We start from the raw sequence: 18,701 nt of genomic DNA, 5'->3' as shown, positions 1-18,701 counted from the left end.
CACACGTGAGTCATAACAACAAACGCCATCCTGATAATAAATAATACCAGTTCGCTCGGCTTGATTCTTACGAATAGTAAGTACCGACAACCAGCATAAATTGTGAGCTCACGACGTGTTTGTGCATCACAAGGCGTGATACGGCGAACTGCTATAACAATAACTCAACAAGAGGAAGGGATATGAGCGGGGCCAGAGAACAGTTCGGATCGCGCATAGGTTTTATTTTGGCTGCTGCAGGTTCTGCGGTAGGCATAGGTAATTTGGTAGGGTTTCCTGTCGGTGCAGCTAAAAATGGCGGTGGTGCATTTCTTTTAATGTACGCTATTTTCGTTTTTGCCATTTGTTTACCGGTAATGCTGGCGGAAATGTCAGTTGGTCGCCATGCTAAAAAAGACCCGCTTGGTGCATACAGTGATATAAGCGGTAATGAAAAGAAATGGAAAGTCGCGGGGTGGCTAGCTATTGCTACGCCGTTCATGATTGCCGTTTTCTACATGGTTATTACTGTGTGGCTTTTCGGCTATTTGTTCGAAGCAGTAAGCGGAAATCTAGACAAGTTAGCTAACCCAGAAACCTTTGGGCTGTTTATTAACTCAGAAGCCATCTTTTTATATATGGCGGCCGTTGTTGGTGTGGTCTACCTCATCCTTCAAGGCGGTGTAAAAGAAGGGATAGAAAAAGCGGCAAAGCTGCTCATGCCTGCGCTTTTCGTGATGCTTATCGGTCTCGTTATCTTCGTATTAACCCGCGAAAATGCGATGGCTGGCGTTGAGTTCTACATCGTTCCTGAGTTTTCAAAAATCACTGCTGAAGTGGTGAATGGTGCGCTATCGCAGGCCTTTTTCTCTCTATCGTTGGGTATGGGTATTCTTATTACCTATGGTAGCTACATTGATAAGCGTGCAGATGTACCGAGCGCTGCCAAGCTGGTGGCGTTAACAGACACGGCCGTGGCGTTCACTGCGGGTTTGATGATCCTTCCTGCCATCTTCTCTTTTAACCCAGACATTAACCCTGATGATTTAAGTGAATCGTCAGTGGGTATGATTTTTACTTATCTACCTAGTATCTTTCTAGCGTTACAAGATTCGATTGGATATATGGGCGCATCGATTGTCGCTAGCTTGTTCTTCTTATTAGTGTTCTTTGCGGCAATTACGTCGCTAGTGTCTATTTTTGAAGTACCTGTTGCGGCGCTTATGGATGAAAAAGGTGTAAGCCGTAAATGGGCGCTTGGGTCGCTAGGAAGTATTATGATTTTGCTAGCCATCCTAAGTGCGTTGTCATTCGGTAAAGTTGATATGCTTACGTCCTTTATGCACTACGCTGGCGCAGATAAATCACTGTTTGATGTCATTTACGATGTGTTCTACGACACGATTTTGCCTTTAAACGGCTTGCTAATTTGTTTGTTTGTTATTTATCGTTGGAAGAGTGCAAACTTCAATGCTTCTTTGGAAGAGGGCAGCAGTGGTTACAAAGGCAGCTGGTTTGAAAAGTACGTGGATATTTCGCTTAAAACCTTTATTCCGCTTATTTTACTCGTGATTTTTGTAAACACGGTAGCGGTAAAATACTTCGGGTTGAGCCTATTCGGATAGTCAGGTTTTACAAGAAATGACGTGAGCTAGCAGTGAGCTCAACTTAAAAACGGCAAGCCTAAAGCTTGCCGTTTTTGTTTGTGTCAGAGTGTGTATTTTACACTAAGTGTAAAGCCTAAAACATGCGATAGGGGTCGCTATACTCTGGTGTAATATTTAGCCTTGCCCAGCTTTGTGCGGCGTCAATCACTTTGCCAGCAGGTTCTGCTTCAGTATCAGAAAAGCGAGGAGCATCAATATCCATCGCCTTCGCTGCATCCACGTAATAAATACCGCGCTTAGGATGAGACAAGCTGCAAAGGTGAATAACATCGTTAAGCGGCTTGCCACAAATGATGGTCGTCAGCGCAGATACAATGTCGTACACATGTACAAGGTTTATTCGCTTATTTCCTGCATCTAACTGTTTTCCACTTAACGAGCGGGCGGGGTGACGGTCTGGGCCTACTAAACCGGCTAGGCGAACAATACTGATATCAACCTTACCTCGCTTAGACAATAAATAGTCTTCAATAGTCACGTGGGCTTTGGCCGAGGCTGTTTGCGGCTGTGTAGTGCTAACTTCGGACACTACCTCGTTTGTTGCATCGCCGTAAACCGACGTGGTGCTGATAAACACGATATGCGCCACCTTTACGCTGATGGCTGCGTCTATCAACTGCAGCATATTGTTGGTGTATGACGCGAGATCTGTGTTTCTCCTGCCAGGGGGAATATTTAGCAACAAGGTAGCGTTTGGCAAATGGTTACAAAGCGCTGATGTATCTTCGCCCAGGGCATATTCAATTGCGGTGATACCTTGGTCTTGTAACGCGAGACGTTTCTGTTGGCTTCGAGTGGTGCCAACAATATTGACCTTGCCTGAAAGTGCGTTGCCCACATAGCTGGCTAACCAGCCGTAGCCACTAATTACTACATTTTGAGTCATCGATTAAATACCCCTTTGTTTAGGGCTTAAGAGTACATTAATTGGAGGGCGGTTGTCGTTAACTGTAAAAATGAAAAACCGACTGGGTTACAGTCGGTTTTCTAAGGTGAGTGGTTAGAGTTGCAAGTCGTTTCGTTTTGCGCGTTTAGTTAGCTAAATGCTCCAACTACATTTTCATTTCGTCGTTGTGGTCATGGTGATTGTCTTGATCAATATCTAGCAGGTTCAAGTCATCTAGCCCAGATATGGATGCCTGCATTTTGCCTTCGGCATAATCCGCTTTCTTCAGTACCTTACACAATGCATCGCCTTTTTCTTCTAGCGCAGCCGCTTGGCTTTCTAAGCGATATTCTAAATCTTCACCCCAGCGCTCCATCTTTTGCTCAAACTCAGACATATCACCGCCTTCCCACAACATTTGTGTTCCTACGGCAATAAGTATTCTACCCATAGACTCACTGATTAAAGACTCAATTTGCGCTTCGAATTCTTGCTCCCAGCTTTCGTCAAACCAACCTGGCTCATCGAATTTAGTTGAATCAACGCGAATATTGCCTGCGTCATCATAGAATGAAGTGTTTAGTTTGGTTTCAAGTGAGTCGAACAGTTCACGAAAATCGTCACCCATTTGATCGCCGCCTAACAGTTCAGTAAATACTTCAGTCACTGCCACGTTGGCAATTTGCAGCCCTTCACTGGCGATATTCAAGGTCATAGGGATGGCGATATCAATGTTGTTGTAATATTCACTTACCCAGCGCTGTTGTTCGCTGTCAAGCGATACTGGTTCGCCGTTAATGGTCATATTGTGATGGGAGTCAATCGTCATCACTGAGCCATTGTCCATCTGTACCGTTAGGTCACCTTGGTAATATTGAATATGACCATCAAGCTCCATGTCACAACTGTTGTTTTGAAAGCTGCTGTCATGCGCAAATGCGTGGCCGCTCATTAAAGCACTGGTAAGGGCAACTGAAAGTAATAGTTTCTTAGACATTGTTCATTCCTTAATTTACGTGTGACGCGTTAACGAAAGTGCTCGAAGCAAACTGCAATGCGTTGTAGTGTCACTGTCAGATAGACGCTAACGATACTCGCTGTTATACCTAAGGTAGAGCAATGGCCTTGCCAATATTTAAAGTCTATATCTTTCAAATGGTTAGTAATATTTGATGATTTCTTTATGCTCTGCTAAATACACTATTTAGTGAGATTACCAACTAATTAGTAGTTTTGACTAAGATCAATTAATACCAATAGCGGTACATTTAAGCCAATCCAAGCATGGTTAAATCTTATTTATTGGTGCATAATACCGCCAATATTTTTAAGGGGTTATCACAATGGCTGATTGGATTAATGCAATTATGTTTGGTGTTGCGCTAATTGCCTTTACGCTAGGGCTAAGCAGCATCGTTATGGGCTTTATGACTGCTAAAGCAGGTGCTGAAGGTATGCAGGAAAAAATCGAGTACGGTTTTTTTGGCGTTACTGGTTTAGTACTTTGCTTACTGATGGCCTACGCATTGGCTTAAGCGATAAGCATTAAAAAAACCGGCTATCTCAGCCGGTTTTTTTCGTCTTGAACAAGTCTTTATTCATCACTGCCTTATCGATTAGGTTCGCTCTTCTCCTGAGCATCCTCAGGCGCATTGTCGCTTTCGGGACTATTTCTATAAGCGCTTTGTTCGCGATGGGCAAGCAGCGACAAATGTCCATCACGTTGATAAGCACGTAAATCGAACAAATCCAGCATAGCCATAACGTGGTCGAAAATATCCGCCTGTACTTTTTCGTACCTCACCCATTCCTTTTGTGCACTGAAGCAGTAAATTTCTAAAGGTAAACCAAGCTCATTAGGCGGTAGCTGCCTAACCATTAGGGTCAGTTCTTGGTTTATATCCGGGTGCTTGCGCAAGTATGCCTCTAAATAAGCTCTAAAAGTGCCGATGTTGGTAAGGCGACGGCTGTTTAGCAGATCCGACTCATCAATGGAGTAATCTCGGTGATAAGCGCGGAGCTCATTTTTCTTCTTATCGATATATTCGTTGATATAGCGAATTTTCGAAAAGCGCTCTAGCATATCGTTGTCACAAAGCTTAATAGAGTGCACATCAATATAAATGGCGCGCTTAATTCTGCGTCCGCCAGACTCTTGCATACCGCGCCAGTTCTTAACTGCTTCTGTAGTAAGGCTGTAAGTCGGCAGCGTAGAAATGGTTTTATCCCAGTTCTGTACTTTGACGTTGGTAAGGCCTATCTCGAGTATTTCACCATCTACTTCATACTTAGGCATGGCAATCCAGTCGCCCGTATTAAACATGCGGTTAGCGGCTATTTGAATGCCGGCAACAAAGCCCAGAATGGTGTCTCTGAATATCAATAGTAAAACAGCGGCAATGGCGGTTAAGCCAGACACAATAAGTAGCGGGCTTCTGTCTACAATTAAAGAGATACTTAATAGTATGGTGACAATAGCAAATGCCAATTTGGTAACTTGAATAAAGCCAGTGATAGGTGCGCGTTTAGCAAGCGCTGAGGCGTTATAAACGTCTTCCACTGTGCTCAACATGGCATATAAGGCAAGAAGGCCGCTATATAGCATGTATAGCTGAGCGCTCTTTATCACCATACCGTGCATCACGGCTTCATCGCTAATAAGTACCGGTGTGGTTAAGTAAATAAACAGGGCAGGAAACAGGTGCATTAAGCGACGGAAAAATCCGTGCTGCTGCAAGGCGTTGTCCCAGAGGTTATTGGATTTGTATACCCAACTGGCTATCTGGGGGCGCACCAATAGCCTTGCGATAATATAGATTACCGCCGACACCACTAAAATACTACTTAGTGCGATGACGTTATACAGCGGATCTTCAGTAGTAAGATTCGGGAAAATATCATTAACTATGTGAATAAAGTTATCGCGTACTGAAGCACTGACTTCCATTAATTACGACTCCAACATTTTCTTTATACGGTTGTCTTTATTTTCCCATAGACCGTTCAACCAGTTTTGGAAATAAAGACGAAACTCAGACTCAGTGCGTTCTGAATGCTGTTGTAATTCAGGTACCGGCGTAACGTTCACATCGATCACGATTTTTGTCATCTGACCGCTAAGCATTGCCATCATAGGATGACGCTTATTTTCCGGGTAAAGCAGCGAGATATCTAACACGTTGGTAAATAATTCGCCCATAGCTGAGAGCGTAAAGGAAACGCCGCCGGCTTTGGGGGGCAGGAGGTTTTCATAGGGACTTTGCTTTGACAGATGCTTCAATGAAGTAAATCGAGTTCCCTCTACAAAGTTAATGACCGTTGTGGGCACCGTTCTAAACTTCTCACAATACGCTTTGGTGGTTTCGAGATCCTTTCCTTTTTTCTCTGGGTGCTTTTCTAAATACGCACGGGTGTATCTGTGCATAAACGGCATATCAAGTGCCCAGGCACCCAGTCCGACAAATGGCAGCCAAATAAGCTCTTTCTTAAGGAAAAATTTGGGTGCAGGAATGCGGTTCGTTGCGAATTCAATGAGCAGAATAATGTCGAGGTAGCTTAAATGATTGGCAATAATCAGATACCAACGGTCTTTTGACAGTTCGCCGTGTACCGAACACTCAATATCGACGCGGTTAAACAAGCGTATCATGAGAACGCTGACCCGTCCGAAGCTAAACATTAGCCCGTGCATCACTTTATTCCATGCCGTTCTTATCTTTCCGTTAGGCATAATAAGTTTTACCAAACCCAGTAAGATAATTAAGCCTCCCCACAACGCAAGATTGAGGATTTGTAGTGAAGTATGTAATACGAAAATAAAAGGAGCGAGTACTGCGCGAATCATAATGGTTTCTGTGTTGCGTTTAGTGAATCTAAAAGTTGATCTTTGGCATGCCAGCGTTCATTCAACCACGTCTGAAAACGGGCTCGAACTTGCGGATCATCAAAATAATTGTCGCTGAAAATGCCGTTTTCCATAATGTCTTTGATGGGCATTACGTTGATATTCACACGAATATCACGAACCTTACCACTAACGAAGTCCCAGAAAGACGGTACGCCGTTCGGATAATCAATTGTGACATCAATAAGCTTATGCAAATGATCGCCCATCGCAGATAAAACGAATGCAATGCCGCCTGCTTTAGGCTTAAGTAAATGAGAGAAAGGCGAGGCCTGCTTGTCGTGCTTGGCTTGCGTAAAGCGGGTGCCTTCAACAAAATTCATAATACTTACAGGCTTATTCCTAAATTTCTCACACGCTTGACGCGTGGTTTCCATATCCTTTCCTTTCAAATGCGGGTTTTTAGCCAAAAATGATTTGGAATACCGGCGCATAAATGGAAAATCGAGTGCCCACCAAGCCAGACCTAAAATGGGAACATAGATAAGCTCTTTTTTGAGGAAAAATTTCAAAAATGGGATTCTTCGGTTAAATACACGTTGAAGAACTAAGATATCGACCCAAGATTGATGGTTAGCAACAACGAGATACCAATCATCTCGAGTGAGTTTTTCTAGTCCGTTTATTTGCCATTTGGTGCGTCCGCTGATGCGCTGATTCAGGTTATTAACGCCGATCCACGCAGTCGCGCATGCGTCGAGTAAATAAGAAATGAATCGTCGCCACGGCGCAATAGGTATAAGTTTAAAAATAGCCAATATGAAAATAGGCGTTGACCACACTACCGTATTGACGAAATAGCAGATGACCGAAATAGTGCCAACAATATGATGCAACAGTGCTTTTACCATTGTACTTACCTCAAAAATTAGGCGCTTAGTGTAAACGAACTTGATCTAAAATCCGATAGAGCCTTTACTGATTCCACAATAAAGGTGCAAATTTACGTATTTAAGGAGCTGAAATGGAGCTTATTGGCGAAAATAGAGCATTCGGGGGACGGCATTTACGCTATACCCATAAAGCTGAAACAACACAATGCGATATGACCTTCGCAATTTTTCTTCCCCCTTTCGCCTCGAAAGAAAAGCCAGTGCCCGTGCTTTACTGGCTGTCAGGGCTGACATGTACCGACCAGAACTTTATGCAAAAAGCCGGTGCAATGAAGCTAGCGGCGGAATTAGGTATGGCTATTGTAGCGCCCGATACATCTCCCCGTGGCGAAAACGTTCCAGATGACGAAGAAGGATCTTATGACTTTGGCCTTGGGGCAGGCTTCTACGTTGACGCTACGCAGGCGCCGTGGGATAAGCATTACAAAATGTATAGCTATATTGTGAACGAGCTACCTGCGCTTATTGAAAGCGAGTTCCCTGTAACCAAAGAGCGCGCTATTAGCGGCCACTCAATGGGCGGACACGGTGCTTTAGTTATTGGCATGCGTAATCCTAATAAGTTTGTATCGGTATCGGCCTTTAGCCCTATCTCAAATCCTTCAGATTGTCCGTGGGGCGAGAAAGCCTTGGGTCGATACTTAGGCGATGACAAGGCGGCATGGCAGGATTACGACGCCTCGTTGCTATTAGCAAGCAAAACACACAGCGTACCTCTGCTAGTAGAGCAAGGGACAAAAGATGAGTTCTTGCACGAGCAGCTGAAACCTCAGTCTCTGGTTCATGCTGCGCAACAGTCAGATACGCAACTTACGCTTAACATGCATGAAGGTTACGATCATAGTTACTTCTTTATTGCATCATTTATTGAAGAGCACTTGGAGTTCCATGCAGGACACATGGGGCTAATTTAAGCGTAGAATACAAGCTGTAAAAAAGCCGGATCGTACTCCGGCTTTTTTGTTTATGGCTGATGAGGCTTTACTTAAGCTTTTGCGCTAAAGTTATAAATTCAGGTATGGCAACGGGGCGCTGATATAAGTAACCCTGTCCATAAGCACACCGATGATTTTGCAAAAACTGTTGCTGCTGTTGGGTTTCAATACCTTCTGCAATAATCTTAATGTTTAAGTTGCTCGCCAGTCCAAGAATAGCCTGAACGATAGCTTGGTCGTCGGTGTTTTTCTCAAGTTCACTGACAAAGGAACGGTCAATCTTAAGCTCATCGATAGGCAGTTTCTTCAGATACACCAGTGAACTAAAACCAGTACCGAAATCGTCAATCGACACGGTGATCCCCATTGCTCGAAGCTCGTTGAGTAATACTGAAACGGTATCCAAGCTTTCCACAAACACGCTTTCGGTTAACTCGATAGATAAGTTTGAGCCGGGGAGTTGGTGATCTTCCAATGCGTTTTTAATTTGGTTTAGTAGTGCTAAATCTGACACTTGGCGGCCAGAGATATTAATGGCCAACCTAATGTCTAAATTAGAAGCCTTTAACGCTTCTATAGCATCACAAGCTTCATTGATAAGCCACTCGCCGAAAGGGAAAATGAGTTCACTTTTTTCAGCAAGAGGAATGAACACTTCTGGGGAAATAAACTTACCTTCCGGCGTTATCCATCTTGCCAATGCCTCGCATTTAACAATTTTGCCAGTCTCTAAATCGACAATAGGCTGCAAAAAGAGTTTGAGTTCATTGTTTTCGATGGCAGAACGTAGCTGACTCTCAAGCTCGCTAATTGCATGATGTTGTTTGTGTAGTTCTTCACTGTAGGTAAGTACCACATTGCGACCTTGGTATTTAGCGGCCTGCAAGGCGATGTCAGCACACTGTAGAAGTGATTCGGTTGACGGGCAGTGTCGGGGAAAGTTCGCTTCGCCAATATTTATGCCTAAATTCGGCTCGCTGCCATTGAGAACGGTATAGGTTTGAGTGAGCTTTTTGACTAGCTGCTCAATATACTCGGCACTGATAAGTTCGTTAAAGGTATCTTCACGTTTCACCAATGCAAACTCATTGCTGCCTATTCTCGCTATAAACCCGCTGTTGCCGACAAAGGTCTGCAGTCGCAGTGCGAACGATTTAAGGATCTCGTCACCCGACTGATAGCTAAGTGATTCATTTATCTTCTTAAAGTCGCATATATCTATGATGAACAACTTGAATGCGATTTCTTCCTGAACCAGTCTTCTTACTGTATCGGTAAACAAATTGCGATTGGCTACCTTTGTTAACGAGTCCATTCCACTGGCAGTTAATACGCTCTCTTCTTTATTGTGGATATGGGTAATATCGGTAAGTAGGTAAACCCAATGGGTTAACTCATCCCCTTGTAATACAGGGTGAATGGTAACCTGAAGCCACACACCATAATCGTCAACAGGTTGCCAATAAAGCTCCCCTTGCCAGGGGGCTTTTCGCTGCACCAGTGCGGGAAGAAACGTTGCCGGCGCATCAATATCAGTAAGAAGCTCGTTGACGCGAATAGAGCTTGGCGTCGTGCTATTACACAGCAGCAATCTATGAGACGCTTTGTTGTCCAATATCAATCCGCCTTTGTCGTCTAAAATGACAACGCCGGTTTCCAGGTTGTGAATAGCTTGCTGAATGGGCGGAACGAGCTTTTGAAGTCGGGTGTTCTTGCGTAAAACACCATTTAATTTGTGCCTAATATACTCATGCTGACCTACAATTTCGTGATGGCTTAGCAATAATTCCCGCGCGGCTTGCAGCGTTTTACGTTTTTCGTCAAATTGCTCTTCTACGTTTTTAACGACCAGATAGCGAGAACCCGATTCGCTATTAATTGCCAATGCTTCTAAGCGAAGTACTTGGCTCTCATTGTGCTCCGTCCAAAAGCCAGATGAAAGCGTAAATGACGTTTCGCCTTTCCATACCTCGTCGGCATCGAGAAAAAAGTCGTCTAAAAAAATGGAGGGGATATGCTTCTTTTGCAGTTTGTTGTTTTCGTCAATCGTCACAACATTTGCTAGCCATGGAAGTTCTGGCGTTAAGCATTCAATGTCGCTTTCGGAGTTACACCTAAATAGCGCGCAGTTAGTAATGCCTAATGCATTTAATAAATGAATATCCATGGCAATCTCCTACCAAAACGCAATTGTACTGAATAAATTCTCTACATTTTCACCGGTCTTTGCGCTGGTCTTCGTTAGTGAAGCGAATTTTTGAGCGTAAGAATTGAGTTCTTCCTCACTCCAGTGCCAACTTGTGGGGAGATCGGTTTTATTTACAACAAAAAATGCGGGGATATCGGGGTAGTGTTCGCGTGCGAGTTCTAGAATTTCCATGCCTTCAAGCAAGGATTGAGACCGAGTTTGGTCAACTACAATAATGTAGGCGCTTGCGCCGCGAAGGTAGCGAGGGTTGAAGCCACAGTATCTGTCGATACCTTCTAAATCCCAAAGTAGAAGCTGAACGCCGCGTCCGTCTTTATTGACTTGTTTCTTGTCTATTTTTACGCCAATAGTGGTCTTGTATTTTTCGGAGAAAATACCTTCAACGAACTGTTTTATCAGGCTTGTTTTGCCAACACCAGTGGGCCCTAAAATACATACTTTTTTCTGTATCACTGCAAAGCTTCCTTACTGCTGCTCACTGGATATTAAAACGTTTAACATGACTGAACGCCCCATTGATGCTTTCTGCAATGGTAGCTCTCCTAAGCTTACAGGTATAAGAATATCACTTTCTACGCCAAGTGAAATTAATGAATTCACAACATTCTCTGCTCGTTTTTGACTCAATGCGCGATTTCGTGCGCTTGAGCCTGAATTATCACTGGCACCCATTACAACAATACTGACAACAGTTTTTGTCTTGTCAGCAAGGGTTAACAATTGTTTTATGTCGTTTGCCAGAGGTTCTAATTTTGCTAACTGTACTTCAGAAAGCGCTTCTTGGTTAGTAGCAAAAAGTACATTTTGTGAGGAAACCTTATTAACTAGTCGGTTCAATGCGGCCTTCTGGAGCTCAGCATTGTCAATTTGATAGGCTGCTTTGACGTTTAGCGCGGTGGTATCAACGTTAACTGTCGAAATACCAGGAATAGCGTTTATTTGCTGAGTAAAGTTAATTGCGGTTGGGGTGAATACGGTTCCTGAAATAATAAAGCTATGGTCATCACCTTTTTTAATTAATAGGCTTTCTGATTCGCTGAGTGGATAGTCGCTCACGAGCTTTTCAAGTTTGCGTTCAACCACACTTGGTTTTAAAGAAACAAAGGGTTCTTCAATAACAGTAACTCTTTCTGCATCGATGTTATTATCGCTAAACCATTGTTCGATGCTGGTAGCGACTGGGTCGCGAAGGACTTTAGCGTGCACATTCCCATTGGAAACATAAGTATCAGTTACTATGATGCCAGGTGGAGGGGGAAGCTCGTGCAAGTCGCTTTTTAAGATGCTTAACGACAAACGCATAAAAGACAGCACTGCAAGTGCGAAAAAAATCACCAGAAGCACTAGTGCACCTATTAATCGGTTTGATTTTTTTCCTTCACCCTCTTTTCTTTCGCTTATTAAGCAGTCTGAAAGAATGGTTTCGCAACCGTCGAAGGGCGCATTGTCACCTTCATAAGTGAGCAACGGTTGTTGATAGAACTGATGAAAGTCTTCCAACGCCTGTTGAAGTTTTCCGCGTACCTCTGGAGGAATACTGCCCGTAACCGCAGCAACAAGCAGCGCTTGTGGCCCAATTTTTATTAGCAGCGTAAAGTCTTCCGTTTTTATCTCGCCGAGCTCGTTTTCTGACTCGGTACTGGTAACGCCAAACGCATCTGCCACAAAGTCATTAATGGCCACTAGCATTGACGAAATTAAGTCTGCGTCTTTTTCTTTATCAGGATCTGAAGAAATGCTGTGAAGTAGCGTGCCGGTCTCTCGATGAATGACCAGCAGCTGTTGGACTTGGTATTGGTAAATTTGAGATGCGACAAATTCAGAATACCTGACTCCGGACTGCCAAGCTTTGAATCGCCAAGATACGCTTTTGGGACTTAAGCTGTTTTCGATAAGCGCGTTAGTGCGCTCGACAAACTCAACAAGAAATGAAGATACCGCCTTTCTTACAAGCGTGCCAACCAAGGGATAAAGTGTACCAACAATCTTGTCGCTATTAGCATCTATAGAGCGGTGAAGCGACTTCTCTACAAGAGGAACAAGTACTTTGTTAACTGAGCCGTCCTTCGTTTCGCGTTCAAAGAGCGCTTCAGAAACGACGTTTGTCACGATGCCTTTCGCATCGCGATTCAACTTTTCTTGAACGAACTTGTCGTCCCTTCCAATGAGTAGCTCTCTGACTTTGTCTAGAGAGTTGTCAGATAGCTCCGACGGCGGCACTTTTTCAGTCATTAATTAATGATCTGTAGCGAGGTTGGTGGCCATAGTCGAAAGTAAGTTTGCCAACGTTTTTCTATCGGTTTTACTTTCTGAAAGCTCACTGGTTACCTGCTGAAGCTTCTCTAGCAGCTCTTGGTGACGCTTACTAAATAAATTATCAAGCGACTCTAGTTCTTTAACCACATGAGCTTCCAATGCATCGTTGTCATTCTTTGCAGCAGTTTCCGCTATCTCCAATTCACTTTGCAATTTGTCAGTGGTGTTTTGAAGTTGCTCTTGCACGTTACTGTGGTTGTCGTTAGCACTGGCCAACTGATTCGATAATTCTGTGATCTGTTGGTCAATAAGCTTACGTATATCGTTAAACTGATTATCAAGATGCGTATTCAGTTTAGAGAAGCTGTCGTTAACCCGTGACTCCAACGCAGAAAGATCTGCACGGAATGCACGGTTTGTTTGACCAAACAAAATTTCTCTAAGTTGAGCAAGTTCGTCTGCTGGTTTGGGCGCGCCTTCAGTTTGAGTTACGTCTTGCGCTTGCTGATCCTTCGGCTTCTTGTCCGCCATAAAATGTCTCCGGAAGGCGCAGTTCTTTGCGTTGAACACGCTAATGAGCTGCAATCACATTTTTGTCTGTGCTAATAATTATGGTTATTACTTTATACAATAGCCGCTAATCGTGAACTTTGAAATACGCTAAAAGCATAATAGTGGCAAATACCTACAAAAATCCTTATACAAAAAACGTTATCTTTTCAGTAAGTTGACTAATCTATGAAGATTTACTTATGCGTTCTACGATTTGAGCTGTTTTTTAAGGCTGGAATAGGCCTATCAAATAATGGCAAGCGACATTGTTTTTTTATTGAACATAGGTACTATACGCCGCTCGCGCGTACGCGAGGTATATAAGTAATAACTGTGTCTGAGGTTCCTGTCGTGTCTATCACTCCGCTAAATCGTAAATTCTCTGTCGCTCCAATGCTGGATTGGACAGACCGCCATTGTCGCTACTTTTTACGATTAATGTCTAAGCACACACTTCTCTATACAGAAATGGTAACCACAGGCGCGATCATTTACGGCAAGGGTGACTATCTGGGTTACAACCAAGAGGAACACCCTGTTGCTGTTCAACTGGGCGGAAGCGAGCCGTCTGACATGGCCAAGTGTGCAGAGCTATCACAAGCGCGCGGTTATGATGAAGTTAACATAAACGTAGGTTGTCCAAGTGATCGAGTTAAGAACGGTAGCTTCGGTGCCTGCTTGATGGCTCAGCCAGAGGTGGTAGCAAGTTGTGTCAAAGCCATGCAGGCTGCGGTAGATATTCCCGTTACGGTAAAGTGCCGTATTGGCATTGATGATATGGACGAAGATGAAGACTTCGCTCGTTTCATCGATACCGTGGCAGATGCCGGATGCGATACCTTTATTGTTCACGCAAGGAAAGCGTGGCTACAGGGATTGAGCCCAAAAGAAAATCGCGAAATTCCGCCGTTAAACTATCCGCGGGTTCATAGACTGAAACAGGCTCGCCCTGAATTATCTATTAGCATCAATGGTGGGGTTAAAACGCTAGGGGAAACCCAGCAACAGCTAGAACTTGTTGATGGCGTTATGGTAGGGCGTGAGGTTTACGCCAATCCTTACATTATGGCTACCGTAGATAAAGAGATTTTCGGAGACACTGAAGCTCAGAGCATGTCACGCCGAGAAATTGTGCTGAAAATGCAGCAGTATATTGAACGCCAAGACGATCCCTATTTCAAACCCTGGCATGCAGCTCGGCATATTTTGGGTCTTTATCAAGGGCAAGCGGGTGGACGTATTTGGCGTAGATACTTAAGCCAAAATGGAACAGGAAAAAATCCAGATCCCAATCTGCTGCTAAATGCGCTAGACGCTGTAGAAAGTGCACAAAAGGAAGTCGCTGCGTTTAATAGTCAAAAAGACTAACGATTTAGTAATTTTGACCAAAGTTTAATATTTGTTCAATTCTTATAAGCTCGCTGTCTCGCGAGCTTTTTTATTTAAATTTATATATATCAATTCCTTAACTGTTTTTAAAGGAGTTGGCACAGCTCTCGCAATCCTCTAAGTATCGCAACAACGGCGTGTTGTTGCACTGACTAACTTCAGAGGGAAATTATGAAAACTTCACTAATCGCAGCAACTTTACTGACAGCAAGCATGGCAAGCAGCGTAGCAAATGCAGAAGAGTCAGTGCTTCAAACGTTTTTAACTAATGTGGTTTCAAACGCAGTGGCTACCACATCACAGGAAATTAAGGCTGACGTATACCAAGCAGTAGCAAACGCAACGTATCACTTTGAGCTAAGCCCACAAGAAGTGCGCGGAAGTGGTAAAGTCAGCGTGACTGATTTAGTTGTTGCTACCCCGTCTGAAGGTAGTTCTACAGAACAAGATGCCGACTAATTCGATATTGGTATATAGCAAAAGCGCCGAAAGGCGCTTTTTTTGTGCGTGTAGCACAGTGACTTAGACATTAAAAACGCAAAAAACAGGGTTGGTCAAATTAACAAATCTATTGGTTAAATACGCTAAAAAATTGTATTTGGTTGCTTGGTGAACAGTTGGTAATTTCCGGAATTAAATTAAAGTCCTTTTAAAACAGTGCTTTAAATAAATGGCACGGTGATTGTAATAGTTAGAGTGTTGAGGAGAACTCAGTCAGCGGTAACCAGCGGTCAGCGTAACTAAGAATAAGTGCTGGAAACCACAACACTACTTTTAACGGAGAAATAATCATGGGTATGTTTTCGCGCATTAACGATATTGTTCAAGCAAACATCAACGCAATGTTAGATAAAGCGGAAGATCCTGAAAAAATCATTCGTTTGATTATTCAAGAAATGGAAGAAACCTTAGTTGAGGTTCGCACTGATGCAGCGCGCTTTATTGCTCAGCAGAAAACCCTTGCACGCCATATGGCATCAGCAAACAAAGAAGTGGAAGGGTGGCAGCACAAAGCACAGATCGCAATGAATAATGACAAAGAGTCATTGGCTAAAGCCGCACTAATCGAAAAACAAAAGTATGTTGCAAAGCTAGCTTCTCTTGAAGAACAAGAAGCGCATATTGCAGAAAGTATCGAAAAAATCCAAGGCGATACTGCGCGTCTGAACAGTAAGTTAGCCGAAGCAAAAGCCAAGCAAAAAACGCTGGTTCAACGCAAGCATTCAGCGCAAACACGCTTAAAAGTGAAGCAAGCTGATCACGAAGGAAAAATTGATGATGCCATGATGCGCTTTGAAAGTTACGAGCAGCGCATAGATCATCTAGAAGCGCAAGTTGATGCGTACGACCTAACAAAGTCGAATGAAGCGACGTCACTGCAGGCCGAGTTCGATGCAATGGAAGCAGATGAAGCTATCGAAAAGGAATTGGCTGAACTTAAGAAGAAGAAGGTCGCGTAGGCGACCTTGAGAGCCGCAGCCCGCATTGTAGATATCGAAGTAAGCATTTTTGGAGAAGATGATGAAAGTACCATCACAAAAACGAATTTATAGAGACCTTGATTCTGGAATCATTTCAGGTGTGTGTGCAGGAGTTGCACGTTATTTTGATATAGATGCAGTATGGGTTAGAGCCGCAGCTGTAGCAGGCTTGTTCATCGCTACGCCTATTACGCTAGTGGCTTATATTGCAGCCGTTATCTTATTACCGAGATTAGTGTAATGAAAAACTTTCTGATTGCATTGGTCATCGCCATTATTTTGGTGAATTGTTTAGGCAGCTTAGTAGATAGCTGGTTGGGTATGCACCTAATCATGTCAGATGAATTGCTAAGTCCTTGGGAAAACGTAGCAGTGTTATCGCTAGTCGGCGTAGTCCTCGCTATCGTTGGTTTCGTTGTTGCTGTAAGCGTTATGGGCACAATTCTTTTAGCGCTAGGCGCAGGATTTTTAGCATTGTTAGTGGTGGGAGTAAGTGCATTTTGGCCAATTATATTTATCGCGATAGCGCTATATGCTTTGAAAAATCGAAACTCTGCCGCTTATAAGCAGCAAAATGACCGAAATATGCACCATAATGTATAATCATCATAATTTTATTTAAGTTGTGTTAACGTAGTAAAAGATGGTGATATAAAGACGACCGTCACAAAGGTTTCGCATTTTTCACATAGTATTAAGACTACAAATAGCTGACCTCCGTCGGCTATTTGTTATTTAAAAGGAAGGTTGGTGTTATATGAGACAATCTATTAACTCAAAACGGATAGCGATTGTCGCTGTAGTGATAGTTTTACTTTTCTGGCTAATAGGATGGTATTGGAGCTTATCTCCAGACACGTTTGATGTTAGACAACGTTTAAAGCAAAACTCGCCTGTTGAGAATCCAACTAATATTGCGGGTTACACATTAACAACAACCATGATTGATGTGTCGGAAACCTTACTTGATAAGCCTGGTGGATATCTTTCTAACGACATTACGCCTCCTGGCATCTTTTTAGATAACATGCCCGCATGGGAATTCGGTGCGCTGGAAATGGTGCGAGACCTTGCACTCTCTATGCGTAAAGACTTCAGCCGCTCTCAATCCCAATCTATTGAAAATCCATACCTTACAAAAGCTCACCCTAAGTTTAATATGGATCACAAAAGCTGGGCGTTGCCTTCTTCTGAATCGAGTTACTCTGACGGTATAGAGCTTCTAAAAAAATACCGTGACGAGCTAGCGAATACCCGAAACACTGACAGCCAGTTTTATACTCGCGCAGACAACTTGCGCGAATGGTTGAAACAGGTAGAAAAACGGTTGGGCAGTTATTCACAAAGACTTAGTGCCAGCGTAGGATCGGCTAGATTGAACACTGACCTGGCGGGTGACTCGAATGCAAAGCAGTCTTCTCCTGTAGCCAGCCAGCGTGTAGTTAAAACGAGTTGGTGGAAACTAGACGATAATTTCTATGAGGCACGCGGTGCTACGTGGGCTTTACTTCACTTTCTAAAAGCCGTGGAAATTGAATTTTACGACGTATTGGAAGATAAGAATGCATTGGTTAGTCTTCAGCAAATTATTCGTGAACTGGAAGCGACACAGCAGTCGGTATTCAGTCCAATGATTTTAAATGGTAGTGGATTTGGCATGTTAGCGAACCATTCTTTGGTAATGGCAAACTATATTTCTCGTGCAAACGCTGCTTTAATTGAACTTTCAGAACTTCTTAATCAAGGATAATTAATGAAAAAGGGTCTTATAGCTGCCGCATTGGGATGCGCATTAGTTTCAGTTTCATCTCATGCAGACACTATCGCAGGCGTATATGTTGGAGCCCAAGTATGGCAAACCGACACGCAGGGCGGTTTTGCTGATAGCAACAACACCGCTGACTTTAACTTTGATGATGAGACCAATACGGCGCTATACATTGCCTTTGAGCATCCGGTACCGTTTTTACCTAACGTAAAAGTAAATCACACGACATTAGATAACTCGGGCACCACAACGCTTCAGTCTGAATTCACTTTCGACGGCGAACTGTTTACTGAAAGTACCACGGTTAATACAGATGTAGAGCTTGATGCTACAGATTTCATTTTGTACTACGAGTTATTTGATAACGATCTAGTGAGCTTTGACTTAGGTGTTAATGCGAAGTACATCGACGGCGCACTGTTCGTTGTGGATAGAGCGAGTGACACAAGCGGATCTGCAGAGTTCTCTGGTATTGTTCCAATGGCCTACTCAAAGGTTCAGCTAGGTTTACCGTTTACTGGTTTATCAGCATACTTTGAAGGAAGCTATTTGTCGTTCGACGACCATGAGCTTAGCGATTATCAAGCTGCAATTCAGTACTCGTTTATTGAAAGTTTAGCGGTTGATATGACGCTTCAGGTGGGTTACAGAAATGTAACGGTAGATATTGAAGACCTTGATGATGTGTACGCTGATATGGAATTCGATGGTGTATTCGCAGGGCTAGAACTTCACTTCTAAGCCTCAACTACGGATTTTAAAGGGCGGGGCTGCGATTGCAG

Annotated in this window: 19 protein-coding genes; 10 read left to right on the top strand and 9 right to left on the bottom strand. The window is 43.4% G+C overall.

All coding sequences use genetic code 11. The features are described from left to right. Positions 1-182 precede the first annotated feature (182 nt). Positions 183-1,604 carry a sodium-dependent transporter gene (locus tag MASE_RS15895; RefSeq protein WP_014950738.1) on the top strand — a complete coding sequence of 474 codons (1,422 nt, stop codon included), beginning with the start codon at positions 183-185 and terminating at the stop codon, positions 1,602-1,604. Positions 1,605-1,719: 115 nt separating this feature from the next. Here MASE_RS15895 and MASE_RS15890 read toward each other — a convergent pair whose 3' ends face one another. Further along, positions 1,720-2,532: an NAD-dependent epimerase/dehydratase family protein gene (locus MASE_RS15890; protein WP_014950737.1), complete on the bottom strand. Its 813-nt coding sequence runs from the start codon at positions 2,530-2,532 to the stop codon at positions 1,720-1,722. Positions 2,533-2,698: 166 nt separating this feature from the next. Then, a complete protein-coding gene (locus MASE_RS15885; protein ID WP_014950736.1) occupies positions 2,699-3,529 on the bottom strand; it encodes a DUF2884 family protein in 831 nt (276 codons plus the stop codon). A 346-nt stretch (positions 3,530-3,875) separates the two neighbouring features. Here MASE_RS15885 and MASE_RS15880 point away from each other — a divergent pair, with 346 nt between their 5' ends. Next, positions 3,876-4,067, top strand: coding sequence for a hypothetical protein (locus tag MASE_RS15880; protein WP_014950735.1), 192 nt, complete (start codon positions 3,876-3,878; stop codon positions 4,065-4,067). Between the two features lie 74 nt (positions 4,068-4,141). Here MASE_RS15880 and MASE_RS15875 read toward each other — a convergent pair whose 3' ends face one another. From MASE_RS15875 to MASE_RS15865, 3 genes are read right to left on the bottom strand one after another with little or no spacing between them, the layout of a single operon-like run. Next, the gene (locus MASE_RS15875; RefSeq protein ID WP_014950734.1) at positions 4,142-5,479 is read right to left on the bottom strand and encodes a mechanosensitive ion channel family protein; all 1,338 of its coding nucleotides are present in this window, start codon (positions 5,477-5,479) and stop codon (positions 4,142-4,144) included. 3 nt (positions 5,480-5,482) lie between these two features. After that, the gene (locus MASE_RS15870; protein ID WP_014950733.1) at positions 5,483-6,376 is read right to left on the bottom strand and encodes an acyltransferase; all 894 of its coding nucleotides are present in this window, start codon (positions 6,374-6,376) and stop codon (positions 5,483-5,485) included. Continuing rightward, the gene (locus MASE_RS15865; protein WP_014950732.1) at positions 6,373-7,287 is read right to left on the bottom strand and encodes an acyltransferase; all 915 of its coding nucleotides are present in this window, start codon (positions 7,285-7,287) and stop codon (positions 6,373-6,375) included. Before MASE_RS15865 ends, MASE_RS15870 begins: the two co-directional genes overlap by 4 nt. Before the next feature lie 113 nt (positions 7,288-7,400). Here MASE_RS15865 and fghA point away from each other — a divergent pair, with 113 nt between their 5' ends. Continuing rightward, positions 7,401-8,243, top strand: a complete 843-nt coding sequence (fghA, locus tag MASE_RS15860) for an S-formylglutathione hydrolase (protein WP_014950731.1) — start codon at positions 7,401-7,403, stop codon at positions 8,241-8,243. Between the two features lie 67 nt (positions 8,244-8,310). Here the strand turns inward: fghA and MASE_RS15855 are convergent, their stop codons facing one another. The 4 genes from MASE_RS15855 to MASE_RS15840 are packed head-to-tail and all read right to left on the bottom strand — an operon-like array spanning position 8,311 to position 13,260. Further along, on the bottom strand, positions 8,311-10,431 hold the full coding sequence (locus MASE_RS15855; RefSeq protein ID WP_014950730.1) for a putative bifunctional diguanylate cyclase/phosphodiesterase: 2,121 nt from the start codon (positions 10,429-10,431) through the stop codon (positions 8,311-8,313). Positions 10,432-10,440: 9 nt separating this feature from the next. After that, the gene (locus tag MASE_RS15850; protein ID WP_014950729.1) at positions 10,441-10,926 is read right to left on the bottom strand and encodes a Rab family GTPase; all 486 of its coding nucleotides are present in this window, start codon (positions 10,924-10,926) and stop codon (positions 10,441-10,443) included. 12 nt (positions 10,927-10,938) lie between these two features. Beyond that, positions 10,939-12,705 carry an OmpA family protein gene (locus MASE_RS15845; protein ID WP_014950728.1) on the bottom strand — a complete coding sequence of 589 codons (1,767 nt, stop codon included), beginning with the start codon at positions 12,703-12,705 and terminating at the stop codon, positions 10,939-10,941. A 3-nt stretch (positions 12,706-12,708) separates the two neighbouring features. Beyond that, positions 12,709-13,260 carry a hypothetical protein gene (locus MASE_RS15840; protein ID WP_014950727.1) on the bottom strand — a complete coding sequence of 184 codons (552 nt, stop codon included), beginning with the start codon at positions 13,258-13,260 and terminating at the stop codon, positions 12,709-12,711. Between the two features lie 414 nt (positions 13,261-13,674). Between MASE_RS15840 and dusA the strand changes: the two genes are divergently transcribed. The 7 genes from dusA to MASE_RS15805 all read left to right on the top strand — a co-directional run bounded on the left by dusA (position 13,675) and on the right by MASE_RS15805 (position 18,660). Further along, positions 13,675-14,649 carry a tRNA dihydrouridine(20/20a) synthase DusA gene (dusA, locus tag MASE_RS15835; RefSeq protein WP_232362855.1) on the top strand — a complete coding sequence of 325 codons (975 nt, stop codon included), beginning with the start codon at positions 13,675-13,677 and terminating at the stop codon, positions 14,647-14,649. Positions 14,650-14,841: 192 nt separating this feature from the next. Continuing rightward, positions 14,842-15,129 (top strand): hypothetical protein, encoded by a 288-nt coding sequence (locus MASE_RS15830; protein WP_014950725.1) that lies wholly within the window; start codon positions 14,842-14,844, stop codon positions 15,127-15,129. Positions 15,130-15,461: 332 nt separating this feature from the next. After that, a complete protein-coding gene (gene pspA, locus MASE_RS15825; protein WP_014950724.1) occupies positions 15,462-16,130 on the top strand; it encodes a phage shock protein PspA in 669 nt (222 codons plus the stop codon). Between the two features lie 61 nt (positions 16,131-16,191). Next, the gene (locus MASE_RS15820; protein ID WP_014950723.1) at positions 16,192-16,392 is read left to right on the top strand and encodes a PspC domain-containing protein; all 201 of its coding nucleotides are present in this window, start codon (positions 16,192-16,194) and stop codon (positions 16,390-16,392) included. Then, complete coding sequence (locus tag MASE_RS15815) at positions 16,392-16,754, top strand: hypothetical protein (protein ID WP_014950722.1); 363 nt, start codon at positions 16,392-16,394, stop codon at positions 16,752-16,754. Before MASE_RS15820 ends, MASE_RS15815 begins: the two co-directional genes overlap by 1 nt. A 154-nt stretch (positions 16,755-16,908) precedes the next feature. Then, entirely contained in the window at positions 16,909-17,901 is a 993-nt protein-coding gene (locus tag MASE_RS15810; protein ID WP_014950721.1) for a DUF2333 family protein, read from the top strand. A gap of 3 nt (positions 17,902-17,904) precedes the next feature. Further along, a complete protein-coding gene (locus MASE_RS15805) occupies positions 17,905-18,660 on the top strand; it encodes a TIGR04219 family outer membrane beta-barrel protein (protein ID WP_014950720.1) in 756 nt (251 codons plus the stop codon). Positions 18,661-18,701: the final 41 nt, after the last annotated feature.

Origin of the sequence: Alteromonas macleodii ATCC 27126, assembly GCF_000172635.2 — a bacterium.
In the GTDB taxonomy this organism is placed as follows: Bacteria; Pseudomonadota; Gammaproteobacteria; order Enterobacterales; family Alteromonadaceae; genus Alteromonas; species Alteromonas macleodii.
This window is presented reverse-complemented; position numbering and strand designations above follow the sequence as displayed.

What these genes read in the sequence shown, in the direction of transcription:
- pspA (WP_014950724.1), top strand. Translation starts at nt 15,462, where the DNA reads ATGGGTATGTTTTCGCGCATTAACGATATTGTTCAAGCAAACATCAAC.
- MASE_RS15855 (WP_014950730.1), bottom strand. Translation starts at nt 10,431, where the DNA reads ATGGATATTCATTTATTAAATGCATTAGGCATTACTAACTGCGCGCTA.
- MASE_RS15865 (WP_014950732.1), bottom strand. Translation starts at nt 7,287, where the DNA reads ATGGTAAAAGCACTGTTGCATCATATTGTTGGCACTATTTCGGTCATC.
- MASE_RS15895 (WP_014950738.1), top strand. Translation starts at nt 183, where the DNA reads ATGAGCGGGGCCAGAGAACAGTTCGGATCGCGCATAGGTTTTATTTTG.
- MASE_RS15845 (WP_014950728.1), bottom strand. Translation starts at nt 12,705, where the DNA reads ATGACTGAAAAAGTGCCGCCGTCGGAGCTATCTGACAACTCTCTAGAC.
- MASE_RS15890 (WP_014950737.1), bottom strand. Translation starts at nt 2,532, where the DNA reads ATGACTCAAAATGTAGTAATTAGTGGCTACGGCTGGTTAGCCAGCTAT.
- MASE_RS15885 (WP_014950736.1), bottom strand. Translation starts at nt 3,529, where the DNA reads ATGTCTAAGAAACTATTACTTTCAGTTGCCCTTACCAGTGCTTTAATG.
- MASE_RS15875 (WP_014950734.1), bottom strand. Translation starts at nt 5,479, where the DNA reads ATGGAAGTCAGTGCTTCAGTACGCGATAACTTTATTCACATAGTTAAT.
- fghA (WP_014950731.1), top strand. Translation starts at nt 7,401, where the DNA reads ATGGAGCTTATTGGCGAAAATAGAGCATTCGGGGGACGGCATTTACGC.
- MASE_RS15870 (WP_014950733.1), bottom strand. Translation starts at nt 6,376, where the DNA reads ATGATTCGCGCAGTACTCGCTCCTTTTATTTTCGTATTACATACTTCA.
- MASE_RS15880 (WP_014950735.1), top strand. Translation starts at nt 3,876, where the DNA reads ATGGCTGATTGGATTAATGCAATTATGTTTGGTGTTGCGCTAATTGCC.
- MASE_RS15805 (WP_014950720.1), top strand. Translation starts at nt 17,905, where the DNA reads ATGAAAAAGGGTCTTATAGCTGCCGCATTGGGATGCGCATTAGTTTCA.
- dusA (WP_232362855.1), top strand. Translation starts at nt 13,675, where the DNA reads ATGCTGGATTGGACAGACCGCCATTGTCGCTACTTTTTACGATTAATG.
- MASE_RS15820 (WP_014950723.1), top strand. Translation starts at nt 16,192, where the DNA reads ATGAAAGTACCATCACAAAAACGAATTTATAGAGACCTTGATTCTGGA.
- MASE_RS15830 (WP_014950725.1), top strand. Translation starts at nt 14,842, where the DNA reads ATGAAAACTTCACTAATCGCAGCAACTTTACTGACAGCAAGCATGGCA.
- MASE_RS15840 (WP_014950727.1), bottom strand. Translation starts at nt 13,260, where the DNA reads ATGGCGGACAAGAAGCCGAAGGATCAGCAAGCGCAAGACGTAACTCAA.
- MASE_RS15810 (WP_014950721.1), top strand. Translation starts at nt 16,909, where the DNA reads ATGAGACAATCTATTAACTCAAAACGGATAGCGATTGTCGCTGTAGTG.
- MASE_RS15815 (WP_014950722.1), top strand. Translation starts at nt 16,392, where the DNA reads ATGAAAAACTTTCTGATTGCATTGGTCATCGCCATTATTTTGGTGAAT.